Source organism: Massilia endophytica, assembly GCF_021165955.1.
GTDB classification, from domain to species: domain Bacteria; phylum Pseudomonadota; class Gammaproteobacteria; order Burkholderiales; family Burkholderiaceae_D; genus Rugamonas; species Rugamonas endophytica.
This window is the reverse complement of record NZ_CP088952.1, coordinates 3,456,496-3,475,982: the sequence shown is the minus strand read 5'-3', so window position 1 is coordinate 3,475,982 and position 19,487 is coordinate 3,456,496. Positions and strand designations below refer to the sequence as shown.

General features: G+C 63.2%; 16 protein-coding genes. 3 read left to right on the top strand and 13 right to left on the bottom strand.

Annotation, left to right across the window (positions count from 1 at the left end; translation table 11 throughout):
* Positions 1 to 4: 4 nt before the first annotated feature.
* From dut to LSQ66_RS15855, 13 genes are all read right to left on the bottom strand, one after another.
* The gene (gene dut, locus LSQ66_RS15915; protein ID WP_231766173.1) at positions 5 to 454 is read right to left on the bottom strand and encodes a dUTP diphosphatase; all 450 of its coding nucleotides are present in this window, start codon (positions 452 to 454) and stop codon (positions 5 to 7) included.
* A complete protein-coding gene (gene coaBC, locus LSQ66_RS15910; protein WP_231766172.1) occupies positions 451 to 1,677 on the bottom strand; it encodes a bifunctional phosphopantothenoylcysteine decarboxylase/phosphopantothenate--cysteine ligase CoaBC in 1,227 nt (408 codons plus the stop codon). The genes dut and coaBC overlap by 4 nt, the downstream gene beginning before the upstream one ends.
* Positions 1,678 to 1,692: 15 nt before the next feature.
* Positions 1,693 to 2,199 carry a signal peptidase II gene (lspA, locus tag LSQ66_RS15905; RefSeq protein WP_231766171.1) on the bottom strand — a complete coding sequence of 169 codons (507 nt, stop codon included), beginning with the start codon at positions 2,197 to 2,199 and terminating at the stop codon, positions 1,693 to 1,695.
* Between the two features lie 69 nt (positions 2,200 to 2,268).
* Positions 2,269 to 5,133 (bottom strand): isoleucine--tRNA ligase, encoded by a 2,865-nt coding sequence (gene ileS / locus LSQ66_RS15900; RefSeq protein WP_231766170.1) that lies wholly within the window; start codon positions 5,131 to 5,133, stop codon positions 2,269 to 2,271.
* Between the two features lie 54 nt (positions 5,134 to 5,187).
* Entirely contained in the window at positions 5,188 to 6,159 is a 972-nt protein-coding gene (locus tag LSQ66_RS15895; protein WP_231766169.1) for a bifunctional riboflavin kinase/FAD synthetase, read from the bottom strand.
* Between the two features lie 115 nt (positions 6,160 to 6,274).
* Complete coding sequence (locus LSQ66_RS15890; protein WP_231766168.1) at positions 6,275 to 7,504, bottom strand: tetratricopeptide repeat protein; 1,230 nt, start codon at positions 7,502 to 7,504, stop codon at positions 6,275 to 6,277.
* 73 nt (positions 7,505 to 7,577) lie between these two features.
* A complete protein-coding gene (locus LSQ66_RS15885; protein WP_231766167.1) occupies positions 7,578 to 8,009 on the bottom strand; it encodes an ExbD/TolR family protein in 432 nt (143 codons plus the stop codon).
* 54 nt (positions 8,010 to 8,063) lie between these two features.
* Positions 8,064 to 8,492: an ExbD/TolR family protein gene (locus LSQ66_RS15880; protein WP_231766166.1), complete on the bottom strand. Its 429-nt coding sequence runs from the start codon at positions 8,490 to 8,492 to the stop codon at positions 8,064 to 8,066.
* A gap of 6 nt (positions 8,493 to 8,498) precedes the next feature.
* Positions 8,499 to 9,407, bottom strand: coding sequence for a MotA/TolQ/ExbB proton channel family protein (locus tag LSQ66_RS15875; RefSeq protein WP_231766165.1), 909 nt, complete (start codon positions 9,405 to 9,407; stop codon positions 8,499 to 8,501).
* Between the two features lie 84 nt (positions 9,408 to 9,491).
* On the bottom strand, positions 9,492 to 10,154 hold the full coding sequence (locus tag LSQ66_RS15870) for an energy transducer TonB (RefSeq protein ID WP_231770130.1): 663 nt from the start codon (positions 10,152 to 10,154) through the stop codon (positions 9,492 to 9,494).
* Between the two features lie 475 nt (positions 10,155 to 10,629).
* Positions 10,630 to 12,168: a SpoVR family protein gene (locus LSQ66_RS15865; protein ID WP_407659531.1), complete on the bottom strand. Its 1,539-nt coding sequence runs from the start codon at positions 12,166 to 12,168 to the stop codon at positions 10,630 to 10,632.
* Positions 12,168 to 13,436 carry a YeaH/YhbH family protein gene (locus LSQ66_RS15860; protein ID WP_231766164.1) on the bottom strand — a complete coding sequence of 423 codons (1,269 nt, stop codon included), beginning with the start codon at positions 13,434 to 13,436 and terminating at the stop codon, positions 12,168 to 12,170. The genes LSQ66_RS15865 and LSQ66_RS15860 overlap by 1 nt, the downstream gene beginning before the upstream one ends.
* A gap of 78 nt (positions 13,437 to 13,514) precedes the next feature.
* Entirely contained in the window at positions 13,515 to 15,437 is a 1,923-nt protein-coding gene (locus LSQ66_RS15855; protein ID WP_231766163.1) for a PrkA family serine protein kinase, read from the bottom strand.
* A 71-nt stretch (positions 15,438 to 15,508) separates the two neighbouring features.
* Here LSQ66_RS15855 and LSQ66_RS15850 point away from each other — a divergent pair, with 71 nt between their 5' ends.
* From LSQ66_RS15850 to LSQ66_RS15840, 3 genes are all read left to right on the top strand, one after another.
* Positions 15,509 to 15,868, top strand: coding sequence for a hypothetical protein (locus tag LSQ66_RS15850; protein WP_231766162.1), 360 nt, complete (start codon positions 15,509 to 15,511; stop codon positions 15,866 to 15,868).
* Positions 15,869 to 15,936: 68 nt separating this feature from the next.
* On the top strand, positions 15,937 to 16,950 hold the full coding sequence (locus LSQ66_RS15845; RefSeq protein ID WP_231766161.1) for an adenosine deaminase: 1,014 nt from the start codon (positions 15,937 to 15,939) through the stop codon (positions 16,948 to 16,950).
* 3 nt (positions 16,951 to 16,953) lie between these two features.
* Complete coding sequence (locus tag LSQ66_RS15840) at positions 16,954 to 19,485, top strand: ABC transporter permease (RefSeq protein WP_231766160.1); 2,532 nt, start codon at positions 16,954 to 16,956, stop codon at positions 19,483 to 19,485.
* Positions 19,486 to 19,487: the final 2 nt, after the last annotated feature.

The following is a 19,487-nucleotide window of genomic DNA, read 5'->3' as shown; positions in this document are numbered from 1 at the left end:
TTCCTCAGTGTTTGCCGGTGCTGCCGAAGCCTCCTTCGCCCCTTTCGCTGGCGCCGAATTCTTCGACGATGTTAAAGCCGACTTGCAGGACCGGTACGATGATCAGCTGGGCGAGGCGCTCCATCGGGTTCAGCGTAAACGCCGCATGCCCGCGGTTCCAGGTCGAGACCATGAGCTGGCCCTGGTAGTCGGAGTCGATCAAGCCTACCAGATTCCCGAGAACAATGCCGTTCTTGTGGCCCATGCCGCTGCGCGGGAGGATCATGGCCGCATAGCCCGGATCGCCGATGTGGATGGACAGGCCGGTGGGAATAAGAACGGTTTGCCCGGCCTCGATCACCATGGGCGCATCGATGCAGGCGCGCAGGTCGAGGCCCGCGCTGCCGGGGGTTGCGTAGGCCGGCATCTGCTCTTTCATGCGCGGGTCGAGAATTTTGACGTCGATGTTTTTCATGGGCGGCGGAACAGGGAATGCTGGTCGATGCGTTTGGATATTTCAGAAATGAGCTGGCGTGCCAGCGTGAGCTTGCTCGCGCGCGGCAGGATGGTGTGGCCGTTCTCGTCGAAGAGGATGATCGTGTTGTCGTCCTGCCCGAAGGTGTTGTGGCCGATGTTCCCCACCAGGAGGGGAATGCCTTTGCGTTCGCGCTTGGCTGCCCCGTATTCGATGAGGTTTTCCGATTCGGCGGCAAAGCCCACGCAGTAGGGATGGCCTGCCAGTGTGGTGCGGGAGGCGGCGGAAGCCAGGATGTCCGGGTTCTGTTCGAACTGGAGCTGGGGCACGCTGCCGTCGCCTGTTTTCTTCACCTTCTGCGCGCTCGGGTTCACCACGCGCCAGTCCGCGACCGCGGCGACGGCGATGAAGACGTGCTGGCCGTCCAGCGCCGCCATCACCGCGTCATGCATCTCCTGCGCGCTCTTCACGTTGACGCGGGTGACGCCGAAGGGCGTGGGCAGGGCGGTCGGCCCGGAGATCAGCATGACTTCCGCGCCCGCCTCGTGGGCGGCGCGGGCGACGGCATAGCCCATCTTGCCCGAGGAGAGATTGGTGATGCCGCGCACGGGGTCGATGGCTTCGAAGGTGGGGCCGGCCGTGATCAGCACGCGTTTGCCCGCCATGACCTTGGGCTGGAAGGAGGCGATCAGCTCTGCCAGCAACTGCTCGGCTTCCAGCATGCGGCCCATGCCCACCTCGCCGCAGGCCTGGTCGCCTGCCGCGGGGCCGAGAATGGCGATGCCGTCTTCGCGCAGCTGGGCCACATTGCGCTGGGTGGCGGGGTTGGTCCACATCTCCACGTTCATTGCGGGCGCCACCAGCAGGGGCACGTGGCGCGGCCGGGCCACGCACATGGTGGAGAGCAGGTCGTCGCAGGCGCCATGCGCCAGCTTGCGGATGAAGTCCGCCGAACAGGGAGCGATGATGACGGCGTCCGCCTGGCGGGTCACGTCGATGTGGGCCATGTTGTTGGCCACGCGCGGGTCCCACTGGCTGCTGTAGACCTGCTTGCCGGAGAGGGCCTGCATGGTGACCGGCGTGATGAAGTGCTCGGCGGCGTCCGTCATCACCACCTGCACCGACGCGCCTTCCTTGGTCAGCGCGCGGCACAGTTCCGCCGCCTTGTAGCAGGCGACGCCGCCAGTCAGGCCGAGAACGATCTTCTTGCCAGTCAGTTCCATGATGCCTCCTTGCGCTTACCGGTTCACCCGGCGCAATTCGTCCAGTATAAACAGTCCGGCGCCAATGCAGATGGCGGAATCGGCGATGTTAAAGGCGGGGAAGTGGCCCAGGCCGCGCCAGTGGAAATCCAGGAAGTCGATCACATGGCCGTACACCAGGCGGTCGATCACATTGCCGATGGCGCCGCCCAGGATCAGGGCGAGGGCCCAGCAGAACAGGCGCTGGCCGGAATGCCTGCGCAGCAGGTAGACGATGTACAGCGCCGCGCCGATGCCGATGGCGGTGAAGAAGTAGCGCTGCCAGCCGCTCTCGTTGGAGAGGAAGCTGAAGGCCGCGCCGCGGTTATAGGCCAGCACGAGATTGAAGAAGCTGGTGACCACCTTTTCTTCGCCGTAGACGAACAGTTTGCTGATGGTGATCTTGGAGAGCTGGTCGAACAGGATGACGATGGCGGCAATGCCCAGCCACGGCGCAAGGCTGGAGGAAGGCGCGTTCGAGAAGGTTTTCTTGTTGGTGGCCATGTGTTCTCAGGTGTGTTGGAGGCCGCCGCCGCGCCATGGCACGGCGGCGGGACCGGAACTGCTTGCTGCTTAAGCGACCTTGCGCACTTCGCCCGCGCCATGCAGATTGCTGTCGCAGCGGCCGCACAGGGTGGGGTGGGCTGGATTGACGCCCACGTCCGCGCGGTAGTGCCAGCAGCGCTCGCACTTCGCGTTCTGCGAGGCGGCAACCGCCACCGCCTCATCCGCTTCCTTCGCCACCTCGATGGCCTTGGCCAGGGAGGTGATGAAGACGAACTTCAGGTCGTCGCCCAGGCTGGAGAGCGCCTTGTACTTCTCGCCCGAGGCCTTGATTTCGAGTTCGGCCTGCAGCGAGGAGCCGATGGCGCCCGAGGTGCGCAGGTCTTCGAGCTGCTTGGTGACGTCCGCGCGCACGGCAAGGATGGTGGCGTACTTCGCCAGCAGGGCTTCGCTGTCCGGCACGGCGGGCAGCTGCCACCAGGTTTGCGTGAAGATGGTCTCGTCGCTGGAAGCATAGGCTTCCGTGCCGGCGAACGAGGCCCAGGCTTCTTCGACGGTGAAGGAGAGCACCGGCGCCAGCATGCGCAGCAGGCTTTGCGTGATGTGCCACAGTGCCGTCTGCGCCGAGCGGCGGGCCTTCGAATCGACGGCCGTGGTGTACAGGCGGTCCTTCAGGATGTCGAGGTAGAAGCCGCCCAGGTCTTCCGAGCAGTAGTTCTGCAGCTTGGACACCACGGGGTGGAATTCGTACTGCTCGTAGTGCTTCTCGATGGAGGACTGCAGCACGGCGAGGCTGGCCAGGGCGTAGCGGTCCGTTTCCAGCATTTCGGCCACGGGCACGGCGTTCGCCTTGGGATCGAAGTCCGAGGTGTTCGCCAGCAGGAAGCGCAGGGTATTGCGCAGGCGGCGGTAGGACTCCGTGACGCGCTTCAGGATCTCGTCCGAGATCGAGAGCTCGCCCGTGTAGTCGGTCGCGGCGATCCACAGGCGCAGGATGTCGGCGCCCAGGGTGTCGGAGATCTTCTGCGGCGCCAGCGTATTGCCCAGGGATTTGGACATCTTCTTGCCTTCGCCATCCACCGTGAAGCCGTGCGTCAGCAGCGCCTTGTAAGGCGGGCGGCCGTTCAGCATGGAGGAGGTGAGCAGCGAGGAGTGGAACCAGCCGCGGTGCTGGTCCGAGCCTTCCAGGTACAGGTCCGCCGGGAAGTGGGACTGCTGGGCATGCGAGCCGCGCAGCACGGTCTGGTGCGTGACGCCCGAGTCGAACCACACGTCCAGCGTGTCCTTGTTCTTCAGGTACATGTCCGCTTCGTCGCCCAGCAGCTCTTTCGGGTCGAGGGCCAGCCAGGCGTCGATGCCGTTCTTCTCGACGCGCTGCGCAACCTGCTCCAGCAGTTCCTGGGTGCGCGGATGCAGCTCGCCCGTTTCCTTGTGCACGAAGAAGGCCATGGGCACGCCCCACTGGCGCTGGCGCGAGAGGGTCCAGTCCGGACGGTTGGCGATCATGCCGTGCAGGCGGGCCTTGCCCCAGTCAGGGAAGAACTGGGTCTGGGCGATGCCTTCGAGCGCGGTCTCGCGCAGGGTGGCGCCGCCGTCCAGGGGCTGGATGTCCATGCCCGCGAACCACTGCGAGGTGGCGCGGTAGACGATAGGCGTCTTGTGGCGCCAACAGTGCATGTAGCTGTGGTCGAACATCTTCAGTTCGAACAGGGCGCCCGCTTCGCGCAGGGCGTCGCAGATGGGCTTCGAAGCTTCCCAGATCGTCATGCCGCCGAAGAGCGGCAGGGTGGAGGCGTATTTGCCGTCGCCCATCACGGGCGTCAGGATCTCGTCGTCCTTCATGCCGTGCTGGCGGCAGGAGATGAAGTCTTCCAGGCCGTAGGCAGGCGCGGAGTGCACGATGCCGGTGCCGCTGTCCGTGGTCACATAGTCGGCCAGGTACATGGGCGACAGGCGGTCGTAGAAAGCGTCGCGGCCGTGCAGCGGATGGCGGAAGGCGATGCCTCCCAGCTTGGCGCCCGTGGTGGTGGCAATGACCTTGCCTTCCAGCTTGTAGCGCTGCAGGCAGGCCTCCACCAGGTCCTGCGCCAGCAGGAGCAGGAGGGGAGCGCCGTCGCGGCTCGTTTCGACCAGTGCATAGGTCACTTCCGGATTGGCGTTCAGCGCCTGGTTGGACGGGATGGTCCAGGGCGTGGTGGTCCAGATCACGACGAAGCCGTTCTCGGTGGGCAGCGTGTCCAGGCCGAAGGCGGCGGCCAGCTTGTCGAACTCGGCGAACTTGAAGCCCACGTCGATGGCCGGGTCGCGCTTGTCCTGGTATTCCACTTCCGCTTCCGCCAGGGCGGAGCCGCAGTCGAAGCACCAGTTCACCGGCTTCAGGCCGCGGTAGACATAGCCCTTTTCCAGCAGCTTGCCCAGGGCGCGCAGCTCGTCTGCCTCATTGCTGTAGGCCATGGTGAGGTAGGGATTGTCCCACTCGCCCAGCACGCCCAGGCGGATGAAGCCCGCGCGCTGGCGGTCGATCTGCTCCAGCGCGTAGGCGCGGGCCTTCGTCAGCACTTCGGCGGTCGGCAGGTTCTTGCCGAACTGCTTCTCGATCTGGATCTCGATGGGCATGCCGTGGCAGTCCCAGCCCGGCACATAGGGCGCATCGAAGCCCGCCATGGTGCGCGACTTGACGACGATGTCCTTCAGGATCTTGTTGACGGCGTGGCCCAGGTGGATGTCGCCGTTCGCATAGGGCGGACCGTCGTGCAGCACGAACTTGGGACGGCCGGCGGCAGCCTTGCGCACGCGCTCGTAGATCTTCTTTTCCTGCCATTGCTTCACCCAGCCCGGCTCGCGCTTGGCGAGGTCGCCGCGCATGGGGAAGGGCGTTTCAGTCATGTTGACCGGGTACTTGCTCTCGGCCTTCTTTGCTTTGTTTTCGGACATATCAGGTTTTCTTTATCGTGTTTCGGTGTGAGTGTCGTTGCGGTGGCGCGGCACTCAAATTCGGTCGGTGGCGGTGACGGCGCCGCTGCGCTCGCGGAAATAAGCGCGCGCTTCCATCGCGTCGCGCTCGATGGCGGCAGTCAGCGTGGGCAGGTCGATGAACTTTTCTTCGTCGCGGATCTTGTGCAGGAACTCGACGCGCACGCGTTCGCCGTAGCAGGAGCGTGCAAAGTCGAAGACATGCACTTCCAGCAGCACGCGGCCCGCATCCTCCACCGTGGGACGCACGCCCAGGCTGGCCACGGCAGGCATGGGGCCCGCGGCCAGGCCGTGCACCTGCACGATGAAGATGCCCGAGAGGGCGGGGCGGTGCGGTACGCGCAGGTTCAGGGTGGGGAAGCCCAGGTCGCGGCCCAGCTTCTGGCCATGGATCACATGGCCGGAAATCGAATAGGGGTGGCCCAGCAGCTGTTCGGCGCGCGCGAAGTCGCCTGCCGCCAGCGCGGCGCGCACGGCGGAGGAGGAGATGCGGATGTCGCCGTTCATCACCGTGGGCAGGGTCTCGACCTGGAAGCCGTAGCGCCGGCCCGCTTCCTTGAGCAGGGCCACATTGCCCGCCCGCTTGGCGCCATAGCAGAAGTCGTCGCCCACCATCAGCCATTTGACGTGCAGGCCCTCGACCAGCACGCGCTCCGTGAATTCCTGGGGCGTGAGGGAGGCGAAGCTGTCGCTGAAGTGTTCGACGATGACGCGGTCGATGCCGTTATTGGCCAGGGAAGCGAGCTTGTCGCGCAGGTTGGCGATGCGGGGTGGGGCCTTGTCCGGCTGGCCCATCCTGCGGGCGAAGAACTCGCGGGGATGGGGCTCGAAGGTCATGACGGCCGCTTCCAGGCCCAGCGACGAGGCGGCAGCGCGCACCTGCGCCAGCAGCGCCTGGTGGCCGCGGTGGACGCCGTCGAAATTGCCGATCGTGAGGGCGCAGGGCGCGCGCGCCGCTGCGTTCGGAAGTCCGCGAAAAACCTTCATGAGGTGTGTGATTCTCTTGTTTCTCTGCCTGAATGCTCGATTATAGCCCGCCCACAAGCAAAAAGCGCCGCCTGCTGGGGCAGGCGGCGCTTTGCGGACAAGCCGAAGGCCGGGATCAGCCGGAAATCGGATTGTTGATGTACAGCACCCAGTAGCGGGCCAGTTCGGCTTCGCCGCTGGTGCCGCGCACCGATTTCAGGGTGCTGATGGCAGCCGCTTTCTTGCCAGCGCGGAACTGGGCGATGCCATAGTGCAGCTTCATCGCTTCCGGATTGCGCGCGGTGCCGAACTTCATGGCCTGGTCGATCAGTTTCAGGCCTTCCTCGCCCTTGCCGTCGCTCACCAGCGCGAAGCCGATGTTGGCCAGGGTGTCGGCGTCTTTCTGGGCAATGGCTTCGGCCTCGTCCTTCGCCAGGTTGGCGCTGTGCTCGGCCTGGCTCTTCACGGCCAGGTCTTTCAGGCGCTGGTGGCGGCCGGCGTCGGTGCCGGTGCCCAGGGCGCCCTTCTTGTAGCCCTGCTCGATGATCTTCAGCGATTCAGGCGCATTGCGCGCCTGCAGCGCGAGCTGGCCCATTTCCATGAATTCGGCCGGCTTGGCCAGCTGGCCCAGGGCCAGTTTCAGGCGCATCACGTCCAGGTTCAGGGTAGGGGAGAAGCCCGGCTTGCCCACCACGCGGTTCAGCAGGTCGGCCCAGTAGGAGGCTTTGGGATACTGGCCGGCCAGCTTTTCCAGGGTCTGCACATAGCCGGCCTTGTCGTTCTGCTTGAGCTGGATATTGGCCAGCATCTGCAGGTTCTGCTCGCTGGTCTTGCCCTGCGACTGCAGTTCCTTGGCCGCTTCGTTGTACTTGCCGCTGATGTAGTAGGTCTGGATCAGCAGGTCGCGCATGGTGCCGTTGTTCGGATTGTCCTTCAGGGCGCGCTGGATCCAGGTGATGGCCTTGTTGTAGTCCTTGGCGCGGTAGTACATGCCGGCCAGGGCTTCGGTGAATTTCGGCTGTTCCGCGGCGGACAGGCGGCCGGAGTTGATCACGGCCTCAAAGGCGCGGGCAGCGGTGTCGCTGTCGCCGGCGGCGGCGGCGGCCGAGGCGCGCACGCGTTCAATCTGGTATTTCTCGAATTCGGTCTTGCCACCGACGGCGTCGGCTTCTTTCAGTTTCGCCAGGGCTTCGCGGTTCTTGCCGGACGAGGCCAGGCGCTGGGCTTCCTGCAATGGTTTGCCAACTTCGGCGCGCACGGTATCGGCAGCATACGCGGCCGGAACCAGGCCTGCCAGCGGGGCGGCGGCGCTAAAACCAATGGCGGCCATCACCAGGCCGAGATGAGCGAGACGGAACTTGGACATGGGTTAAATTTCTTTCATCAAAAAACGAAATAGGCAGGATAACCTGCCTATCACGGAAAATAAAGAGCCGTACTTACTGGAACTGCTCGTTGCCGACCAGACCGATTTTCGTCACGCCCAGGCGCTGGGCCGAAGCCATCACGCCTGCGACTGCGCTGTACTGTACCAGCTTGTTCGGACGCAGGTGCACTTCCGGCTGGTCAGCTTGCGCTGCCACGTTCATCAGTTTCTGTTCCAGCGCGGAACGGTCAGGAACAACCTGGCCATCCCACAGGACCGTACCGTCAAAGTCCACGTCGATCGTCACAACCACGGGTTCCGTCGTCTGCGGCGGCGGGGTGCCCACCGGCATGTTCAGGTTCACCGAGTGATTCGCTTTTGGAATCGTGATAATCAACATGATAATGAGCACCAGCATGACGTCAATCAGCGGTGTCATATTCATTTCCATCATTGGTTCCGGATCAGCTGCTGCTCCGCCCGGAGAACCGACATTCATACTCATGTAGTGTTCCTTTCATGGCCGCCGCCCCCCGTGAGGGCGGGGCGGCGTGTCCAATTACATCTTGTCAGGCGGTTCGGTGATGAAACCGACCTTCTGGATGCCAGCGCGCTGGGTGGTGAAGATCACGCGGCCGATCGATTCGTACTTGGCGTCCTTGTCGCCGCGCACGTGCACTTCCGGCTGCGGCAGCTTCACAGCTTCCACCTTCAGCAGATCGAACAGCTCATTCGTATCGCGCATCTTCTTCTGATTCCAGTAGATGTCGCCATCCTTGTTAACCACGATGTTGACATTTTCCGGCTTCGTCTGGATCGCCTGGTTGATCTCTTCCGGCAGCTGAATCTTCTGCAGTTTGAGAACGACCGGGCTCGTGATCAGGAAGATAATCAGCAGAACCAACATGATGTCCACGAGGGGCGTCGTGTTGATCTCCGACATTACCTGATCTTGATCTCCGCTATCGGAGCCTACGGACATCGACATGGTTAATTACCCAATCTTTTTAGCAGCTTTAGCAGCGGAATCGGCGGTGGACATGGCGCCCGAGATCAGCACGGAGTGCACGTCTGCGGAGAAGGTACGCACGTCTTCCATCACGGTCTTGTTACGACGCACCAGCCAGTTGTAGCCCAGAACCGCAGGAACTGCCACTGCCAGACCGAAGGCGGTCATGATCAGCGCTTCACCCACAGGACCTGCCACCTTGTCGATGGAGGCGTTACCGGTCATACCGATGTTGGTCAGTGCACCGTAAATACCCCACACGGTACCGAACAGACCGATGAACGGTGCGGTCGAACCGACGGTTGCCAGGAAGGACAGGCCGTCCTGCAGACGGGACTGCACCTTGTCCACAGCGCGCTGGATGGACATGGTCACCCAGGTCGACAGGTCGATCTGCTCCAGCAGGGCGCCGTCGTGGTGGGCGGTAGCCTTGGTGCCGGTTTCAGCGATGAAGCGGAAAGGCGAGCCTTCGGCCAGGGTGGTGGTGCCAGCGGCGATCGAGGAAGCTTTCCAGAACTTGGCGGAAGTTTCCTTGGCTTGACGCATGATCTTCATCTGGTCGATCAGCTTGGTGATGATGATGTACCAGGAACCGATGGACATCAGGGACATGATGATGATGGTGCCGCGCGGGACCCAGCCCGATTCCCACACAGCCTTGATGCCGAATGGGTTTTCCACTTCTTCTTTTGCCACGGGAGCGGCAGCAGCAGCGTCAGCAGCTGGTGCGGCGGCAGGGGCGGCAGCCGTATCCGCTGGGGCGGCGGCTGGGGCTTCGGCAGCGGCCGAGGCAGGAGCGTCGGCCATCGCTGGCGCGCTCACCAGGGCGGTTGCTGCGGTCACCGAGAACAGCACAGCGGCCAGTACAGCGGACAAACGGGTATTCTTAAACATGCTTCCTCCAAATTGATAAAATAATCAGTTCGCTGAACATAACGACAACGAAATTACTAAGTGGGACGGTGCAGCTGTCCCGGGTTATTCCAGCGTCCAGACGTATTGCATTTGCATCCACGCTTGTTCCGGCTTGCCGTCAACCATGGTAGGCTTGAATCGGCACTTGCCGATACCCACCTGAGCAGCCTTGTCCAGGTCCCGGAAGCCGCTGGATTTCACGACTTTCGAGTCCGCAACGCGGCCATCTACTCCAATCAGGAACGATAGGGTTACCGTACCCGTTTCTTCGTTACGCAGCGACGATTTCGGCCATTCCGGCTTCGCGCAGGTGCTGAAGTCAGCCACTGCGGGAACGCGGACGGACTGGGCCGGCGGCGCTGGGGGTGCAGGCGGGGCCGGCGGGGCCGGGCGCTGCAGTTCGTTCGATGCCGGCTTCACATTGGTCGCGTTGGCGATCGTGTTCTGCGGTGGCGGAGGCTGCTGAACCTGTACTTCAACCGGCGGAATGAAGGGGGGCGGTGGCGCCTTCATTTCTGGCGGTGGAGGCGGTGGCGGCAGCTCCTTCGGTGGCGGCGGGGCCACTTCTTCGATGATCTTGGTCTCAACAGGCTCGATCATCTTATTGATCATGCGCTTGCCCAGGCCCGATACGATCCCGTAAGCAGCCACTACGTGCAAGGCCAATACTACGGCGATGCCGGTATAGTTCTTTTTGCCGCCCTTCCCGTTATCACTAAAATCCATGACTGCTTTCTCCAATACCAACTCTCTTGATACTACTAAACCCCGAAGAGGCGGCACAAAGCTACAGCCGCATCCGGGACGTCGGCGAATTATACATACGAATTTACGAAATCACATAGAAATTTGATCCATAAAATCGGCTTAAATTTCATGATCTTACGGCAACTCCGGAGTGTGCACTGCACCATTCCGGCGCACGGTTTTGGGCGGCTGCGGCCCCGCTTTGGGGCGGCCGCCGGGGCCACGTGGATAAATTTAGCCTTTTGGTAAAACGCCGAATTTTTCGCACTTTAGCAAACGTTTGCCTATTGAAAATTTGGTGCACGAGTTGCCCTGTTGCAAGTTATTTCAAGAACAAGACACCGGCCCAGTATATGCAAAAGGCGTGCAGAGTAGCGCACGGATGATGTAAAACATGTAAGGATGAAATTTCACTACAGGGAAGAGCCCGGCAGGCGGCCGCCTGCCCGGGTTCTCAGAAGATGCGCCCGCGTTTCTCGCGGCGGCATTCGAGGGTGGAGACCAGCTGGCCCTCGGGCGTGACGGTGTCGAGGTGGACGTCGAAGCCCCACAGCCGGGCCACGTGCTTGAGCACCTCGTGGGCCTGCTGGTTCAGGGGGCGGCGGTTGAACTGCGTATGGCGCAGGGTGAGGGCGCGGTCGTCCCGGGTATTCACGGACCACACCTGGATGTTCGGTTCGCGGTTGCCCAGGTTGTACTGGTCGGCCAGCTGCTGGCGCACGTAGCGGTAACCCATTTCGTCGTGAATGGCCGATACCGAAAGTTTCTCGTTCTTGTCGTCGTCCAGGACGGCGAAGAAGTGGAAGTCGCGGATCAGGCGCGGCGAGAGGAACTGGGCGATGAAGCTCTCGTCCTTGAAGTTGCGCATGGCGAAGTCGAGCGTCTTCTTCCAGTCGCTGCCCGCGATATCCGGGAACCATTCCCGGTCTTCCGCCGTCGGGTTCTCGCAAATGCGGCGAATGTCCTGCATCATCGCGAAACCGAGGGCATAGGGGTTGATCCCGTTGTAGTAGGGACTGTGCACCGGCGGCTGGTAGACCACGTTCGTATGGCTCTTCAGGAACTCCATCATGAAGCCGTCGCCCACCACGCCCTCGTCGTACAACTGGTTGAGGATGGTGTAGTGCCAGAAGGTGGCCCAGCCCTCGTTCATCACCTGGGTCTGGCGCTGCGGATAGAAGTACTGGGAGATCTTGCGCACGATGCGCACGATCTCGCGCTGCCAGGGTTCGAGCAGGGGCGCGTACTTCTCTATAAAGTACAGCAGGTTCTCTTCCGGCTCCTGGGGGAAGCGCGGCGCCGGCCGGTTCACTTCCTCCTCTTCGCGCTTGGGCACCGTGCGCCACAGCTCATTGATCTGGGACTGCAGGTATTCCTCGCGCTCCTTCTGCTTCTGCTGCTCCTGCGCCAGGGAGAGCTTGGCCGGACGCTTGTAGCGGTCCACCCCGTAGTTCTGGATGGCGTGGCAGGAATCCAGCAGCAGCTCCACCGCATCGATGCCGTGGCGCTGCTCGCATTCCGTGATGTAGTTCTTGGCGAAGACCATGTAGTCGACGATGGCGTCGGCGTCGGTCCAGGTGCGGAACAGGTAATTCCCCTTGAAGAAGGAATTGTGCCCGTAGGCCGCGTGCGCGATCACCAGGGCCTGCATGGTCAGGCTGTTCTCCTCCATCAGGTAGGCGATGCAGGGATTGGAATTGATCACGATCTCGTAGGCCAGGCCCATCTGCCCGCGCTTGTAGCCCTTCTCCGTGGAGAGGAAATGCTTGCCGAAGGACCAGTGGGCGTAGGACACGGGCATGCCCACCGAAGTGTAGGCATCCATCATCTGCTCGGCCGTGATGATTTCCAGCTGGTTGGGATAGGTATCCAGGCCGAAGCCCTGGGCCACGCGCTTGATCTCCTCGTGCGCCTGCTCGATCAGCTCGAAGGTCCACTCGGACTGCTCGGGCAGGGCGCGCGGGTGGGGCGGCCGTTTCGTCATCTGGTTCATTATTTGGGCTGCTTCTTGAACAGTTCACGGAACACCGGATAGATATCGGCCGGCGTCACTATCTTTTGCATCGCGAAGTGGGGATGCAGTTCCGGCACCTGCGCATACTGCTCCCACAGGTTTTGCGGCGGCCCGTCGGTGATCTCGACGTAGGTGTAGTACTGCACCTTGGGCATGATGGTGTTGGCCAGCAGCTGGCGGCACAGCACGGAGTCGTTGTCCCAGTTGTCGCCGTCCGAGGCCTGGGCCACGTAGCTGTTCCACTGGCCCGCGCCATAGCGCTCGTCGATGATCTTGTTGAGCAGGTTCAGGGCCGAGGACACCACCGTGCCGCCCGACTCGCGCGAGTGGAAGAACTCGTTCTCGTCCACCTCCAGCGCCGCCGTGTGGTGGCGGATGAAGACCACCTCGATCTTCTCGTACACCCGCTTCAGGAAGAGATAGAGCAGGATGAAGAAGCGCTTGGCCGTGTCCTTGCGCTGCTCGTCCATGGAGCCCGACACGTCCATGATGCAGAACATCACGGCCTGGGTCATGGGCTTGGGCACCTTGATGCGGTTGCTGTAGCGCAGGTCGAAGGGGTCGATGAAGGGAATGGCCAGGATGCGCGTGTGCAGATGGTGGATCAGCTTCTTGAGCTCCACCACGCGCGGGTCGGCCAGCGGCGTATCGTTCAGCAGCAGCTCTTCCAGTTCCTTCTCGGCCTCGGCCAGCTGCTTGCGCGGCTTGCCGCCCACGGCAATGCGCCGGCCCAGAGCCCCGCGCAGGGAGCGCAGCACGTGGATGTTCGAAGGCGTGCCGGACACGGTATAGCCGGCGCGCTGGTTCTTGAACTCCACGGTGGCGGTGAGCTGGGTCTTGACCAGGTTGGGCAGCTCCAGGTCCTCGAAGAAGTAGTTCATGAATTCTTCGCGCGAGAGCTCGAAGATGAAGTCGTCCTCGGTGGTCTGGTCGCTGTTGCCGGCCTTGCCCTTGCCGGACCCGCCGCCGCCCTTGGGGCGGGCGATCTGGTCGCCTTTCTGGTATTCCTCGTTGCCGGGATTCACCACTTCCCACACGCCGCCATGGGCGTGCCCGAACGAGGGCTCGTTCACGTCCTTGACGGGAATCGAAACCTTTTCGCCATTCTCGATGTCGGTGATGGAGCGGCCCTTGATGGCGCGCCCGACCGCATCCTTGATCTGGCTTTTGTAGCGCCGCAAGAAGCGTTCGCGGTTCACCGCGGACTTGTTCTTGCCTTGCAAACGACGGTCGATGAGGTAAGTCAACGATGCCTCCTGTACCAGGCTTTCGGGCACAGACCCCGCAGGGCTGCGCCCTCTGTCCCCAATTATCCCACCGTCAGCTTACGACGACTTCCTCACACGCAGATACCATTCGCACAGCAGGCGCACCTGCTTGGCGGTATAGCCTTTTTCCACCATGCGCGCGACGAAGTCGGCATGCTTGTTGGCATCTTCGGCGCTCGCCTTCGCATTGAAGGAGATCACCGGCAGCAGCTCCTCGGTGTTCGAGAACATCTTCTTCTCGATCACGGTGCGGAACTTCTCGTAGCTGGTCCAGGCCGGGTTTTTGCCGCCGTTGTTGGCGCGCGCGCGCAGGCCGAAGTTGACGATCTCGTTGCGGAAATCCTTCGGGTTCGAGATGCCGGCCGGCTTCTCGATCTTTTCCAGCTCGCTGTTCAGGGCCTCGCGGTCGAAGCTCTCGCCCGTGTCCGGATCGCGGTATTCCTGGTCCTGGATCCAGAAGTCGGCGAAGGTCACGTAGCGGTCGAAGATGTTCTGGCCGTACTCGGAATAGCTTTCCAGGTAGGCCGTCTGGATCTCCTTGCCGATAAAGTCCACGTAGCGCTGGGCCAGGTGCTCCTTGATATAGGAGAAGTACTTCTGCTCGGTCTCCGGCGGGAACTGCTCGCGCTCGACCTGCTGCTCCAGCACATAGAGCAGGTGCACCGGGTTGGCCGCCACTTCCGTGGAATCGAAGTTGAACACCTTGGACAGGATCTTGAAGGCGAAGCGGGTCGACAGGCCGTTCATGCCTTCGTCCACGCCCGCGTAGTCCACGTACTCGTGGATGGACTTCGCTTTCGGGTCCGTGTCCTTCAGGTTCTCGCCATCGTAGACCAGCATCTTGCTGAAGATGGAGGAATTCTCCGGCTCCTTCAGGCGCGAGAGGATCGCGAACTGCGCCATCATGCGCAGGGTGCCCGGCGCGCAGGGCGCGGCGCTGAGCGAGGAGTTGCGCAGCAGCTTGTCGTAGATCTTGATCTCGTCGGACACGCGCAGGCAGTAGGGCACCTTCACGATGTAGATACGGTCGAGGAAGGCCTCGTTGTTGCGGTTGTTGCGGAAGCTCTTCCATTCCGATTCGTTCGAGTGCGCCAGCACGATGCCGTCGAAGGGAATGGCGCCGAAGCCTTCCGTGCCCTTGTAGTTGCCTTCCTGGGTGGCCGTCAGCAGCGGGTGCAGCACCTTGATGGGGGCCTTGAACATCTCCACGAATTCCATCAGGCCCTGGTTGGCCAGGCACAGGCCGCCCGAGTAGCTGTAGGCGTCCGGATCGTCCTGGGCGTAGTCTTCCAGCTTGCGGATATCGACCTTGCCCACGAGGGAGGAGATGTCCTGGTTGTTCTCGTCGCCCGGCTCGGTCTTGGCGATGGCCACCTGCTTCAGCACGGAAGGGTAGCGCTTGACCACACGGAACTGATTGATGTCGCCGTTGAATTCATGCAGGCGCTTCACCGCCCAGGGGCTGGGAATGCTGCGCAGGTAGCGGCGCGGAATGCCGTAGTCCTCTTCGAGGATGGTGCCGTCCTCCTGTTCGTCGAACAGGCCGAGGGGCGACTCGTTGACGGGCGATCCCTTCAGGCAGTAGAAGGGCACCTGCTCCATCAGCGCCTTGAGTTTTTCTGCAATCGAGGACTTGCCGCCGCCCACGGGGCCCAGCAGATACAGGATCTGCTTGCGTTCTTCCAGGCCCTGCGCCGCGTGGCGGAAATAGGAAACGACCTGCTCGATCACTTCCTCCATGCCGTAGAACTCGCGGAAGGCGGGATAGATCTTGATGACCTTGTTGGCGAAGATGCGGGACAGGCGCGTATCGGTACGGGTGTCCACCAGGGTCGGCTCGCCGATGGCTGCCAGCATGCGTTCGGCCGCGCTGGCATAAGTCAGCGGGTCCTTCTTGCATAGCTGGAGATATTCGGAGATCGACATCTCTTCTTCTTTGGTGCGCTCGTACCGTGAGGCGTAGTTGTCAAAAATGGTCATGTGCATGTCCTTTTCGGGTAAACCTGCTTTCACTGTGGTCGGCAGTCATCGCGCGGCTGCTGGCCTGATCCTTGGGTGCTGCTCCTTGTCTGTTATTGTTTTTGCGTGCCGGCTTGCTTGCGGCGGCATGGATTGCCCATGCCTCGGAGCCGGCGTTTTTATGGGGCGCGCGGAGTGGATTCCGGCGTCTGAATGTGTGGGTCGAAACGCTTCTTACGTCTATGAAATTGATTATTGCTCTTATGGTGCTGGAAGTCAAAAGATTATCCGGCACGCGCAAAATTTTTCGTAAACGTCTGATTTTGCTGTCAAAACTTGCGCACGTTTCGCCACACATTGCGCATCATCCACTCGGCGTGTTGCCACTTTTTTCACACAGTAGCACGCCTGCAAAAGCCGTGCTGAACACCGCACAAACCGTGCGCTGGTAGAGCGCATGAAAACTGCCGCCGTCTTGCGCTAAGATGCGCTGTCAGCTTGCCAATTCCAGGGACCTCGAATGAACACCCAACTTCGCCATATCGTGCAGAACATGCCCAAGGCCGAACTGCATATCCACATCGAAGGTTCGCTCGAACCGGAACTCATTTTCGCGCTGGCCGAGCGCAATGGCGTGAAGCTCGCCTATCCCTCGGTCGACGCGCTGCGCGCGGCCTATGCCTTCAAGGACCTGCAGTCCTTCCTCGACATCTACTACGCTGGCGCCAGCGTGCTGCTGAAGGAACAGGATTTCTACGACATGACGGCGGCTTACCTGGCGCGCGCGAAGGCGGACCATGTGCGGCATGCGGAGATCTTCTTCGACCCGCAGACCCACACCTCGCGCGGCGTGCCGATGGCGGACGTGGTCAACGGCATCCACCGGGCCTGCGCGGACAGCGGCATCAGCGCCTCCCTGATCCTGTGCTTCCTGCGCCACCTGAGCGAGGAGGACGCGCTGGCAACGCTGGACGCGGCCTTGCCCTTCCGCGGCAAGTTCATTGGCGTGGGGCTCGATTCTTCGGAAGTGGGGCATCCCCCCGAAAAGTTCGCCCGCGTGTTCGAGAAGGCGCGCGGCCTCGGCCTGCACCTCGTGGCCCATGCGGGAGAGGAGGGGCCACCTGCGTACATCCAGAGCGCACTGGACGTGCTGAAAGTGGAGCGCATCGACCATGGCGTGCGCATCCTGGAGGACCAGGCGCTGACGAAGCGCGTTGCCGAGCAGCAGATCGCGCTGACCGTCTGTCCTTTGTCCAATATCAAACTCCGTGTATTCGACACCATGCACGACCATAACCTGCTCAAGCTGCTGGACGCAGGACTGGCCGCGACCGTGAACTCGGACGACCCGGCCTATTTCGGCGGCTACATGAACGACAATTTCGTGGCCGCCTTCGAAGCCTTGCCGCTCGGCCTGCAGCACGCCTACCAGCTCGCGCGCAACAGCTTCGCCGCCTCCTTCCTCGATGCGCCCGCCAAGCAGCAGTTCCTGGACGAGGTGGACGCCTACTTCACCGCCTTCAACGTGGTCTGATCCATGTTCCTTCAAGCCCTGAGAATGACCGCGCGCGACTGGCGCGCCGGCCAGCTGCGCTTCCTGCTGGTGGCGCTGATCGTTGCCGTCGCGGCCCTGTCGGCCGCCGGTTTCTTCATCGACCGCCTGCGTTCCGGCCTGAATCGCGACGCCCATCAGCTGCTGGGGGCGGACCTCGTGGTCAACGCCGACCAGCCCGTCGCCCAGGCCTGGCGCGAGGAGGCCCGCAGGCGCGGCCTGCTGATCGCCGAAACGGCCATCTTCCCCAGCATGGCCCAGGCAGGGGCGGGCGATGCCGCGCAATCGGTGCTGGCCTCACTCAAGGCCGTAAGCGACGGCTATCCCCTGCGCGGCGCGCTGAAGATCACTACCGATCCGTCGCAGGCCATCGACAGTGTCGGCACGCCGGCGCGCGCGATCCCGGCCCCTGGTACTGTCTGGCTCGATGCCAATCTGCTGGGCGCACTGAATGTGAAAGTGGGCGGCGAGCTGCGCCTGGGCGAAAAGGTCTTCCGCGTGGCCCAGCTGATCGCCACAGAGCCCGACAGGGGCACGGGTTTCCTGAATTTCGCCCCGCGCGTGATGCTGCCGCTGTCGGACCTTCCCGCGACAAAGCTGGTGCAGGACGGATCGCGCGTGAGCTACCGCCTGCTGCTGGCCGCGCCCGCCCCCTCGGATGCCGGGGCCTTGCGCGCCTATGGGGAGTGGCTGCGGGAGACCATCAAGCGCGGCAACATCAAGGGTGTGCGCATCGACTCGCTGGAGGACGGGCGGCCCGAAATGCGCGCCACCCTGGAGCGCGCCGACCGCTTCCTGTCCCTGGTGGGCCTGCTCTCCGCCATGCTGGCCGCCGTGGCTGTCGCCATGGCCGCGCGCCGCTTCATGATGCGCCACCTGGACGCCTGCGCCATGCTGCGCTGCCTGGGGCTGACGCAGAACCAGGTCACGGCCATCTACCTGATCGAATTCCTGCTGGTGGGGCTGGCGGGCAGCCTGCTGGGTGTTCTGGCCGGTTTCGGCAGCCACTACGTGCTGCTGGAGATGCTAGGCAGGCTCGTGTCGGCCGACCTGCCGCCGCCCACCGTTCTGCCTGCCCTGCAGGGCCTCGCCACCGGCATGCTGCTGCTGGCGGGCTTCGCCCTGCCGCCCGTACTCCAGCTGCGCAATGTGCCGCATAACCGTGTCATCCGCCGCGAGCAGGGCGCCCCGCAGCCGGCCGCGCTGGCGACCTATGGCCTGGGTCTTGCCAGCTTCACGGCCCTGCTGCTGTGGCAGGCGGGCGACCTGCAGCTGGCGCTGTACACGGCGCTCGGCTTCCTCGGGGCCTTCGGCCTCTTCGCGCTGGCGGGCTGGCTCGGCCTGGCCTCGCTCAAGAGCCTGCGGGGCGTGTTCAACCATCAGGGCTGGCGCTTCGCGGTGACCTCGCTGCAGCGGCGTCCCGGCGCGACGGTGGTGCAGGTGGTGTCGCTGGCGCTGGGCCTGATGGCCCTGCTGCTGCTGACCGTTGTGCGCGGAGACCTCATGACGGCCTGGCGCAGCGCCACGCCGCCGGACGCGCCGAATCACTTCATCATCAACATCCAGCCGGACCAGAAGGAAGCCATCGCCGGGCGCCTGCGCAAGGCTGGCGTGGCGGAGATTCCGCTGTATCCCATGATCCGGGGCCGCCTGGTGGCGGTGAACGGCAAGGCCGTGACGGCGGATACCTACACGGACGACCGCGCGCGCGGCCTGGCTGCGCGCGAGTTCAATCTCTCCACCATGACCGAGCCGCCCGCGCAGAACAGGATCGTGCAGGGGCGCTGGTACAGCGACGCGCCCGGAAGCGCCGAGGCCTCGGTGGAGGAGGGCCTGGCGCGCACCTTGCGCCTGAAGCTGGGCGACACCATGCGCTTCGATATCGCGGGTTCCCCGGTGGAGGCGAAGATCACCAGCCTGCGCAAGCTGGAGTGGGGCTCGATGCGGGTGAACTTCTTCGTCATCATCAATCCGGCCGCCATGGCCGACACGCCGCAGACCTGGATCACCTCCTTCCACCTGCCCAAACAGTCCGCGGGGACGGGCAATGCGCTCTCGCGCGACTTCCCGAACCTGACGGTGGTGGATGTGGGCAGCGTGCTGCGCCAGATCCAGGCGGTGCTGGACCAGGTGATCCAGGCCGTCGAGTTCCTGTTCGCCTTTACGCTCGCTTCCGGTGTGCTGGTGCTGTACGCGGCGCTCATGGGATCGCAGGACGAGCGCACCCGCGAGGCGGGCCTGCTGCGGGCGCTGGGCGCCACCCGGCGCCAGCTCTCGCAGGCGCAGCTGATCGAGTTCCTGCTGGTCGGTTCGCTGGCGGGGGGGCTGGCGGCCAGCGGCGCGGCGGCCATGGGCTGGGGCCTGGCGACCTACCAGTTCAAGTTCGAATGGGCGTTCACTCCGGGAGTATGGCTGGCGGGCCTCGCCGCGGGCGCGCTGTGCGCGATAGCGGGCGGCTGGCTGGGCTTGCGCAACGTGCTGAGGCAGCCGCCCCTGCAGACCTTGCGCGAGGCCTGAGT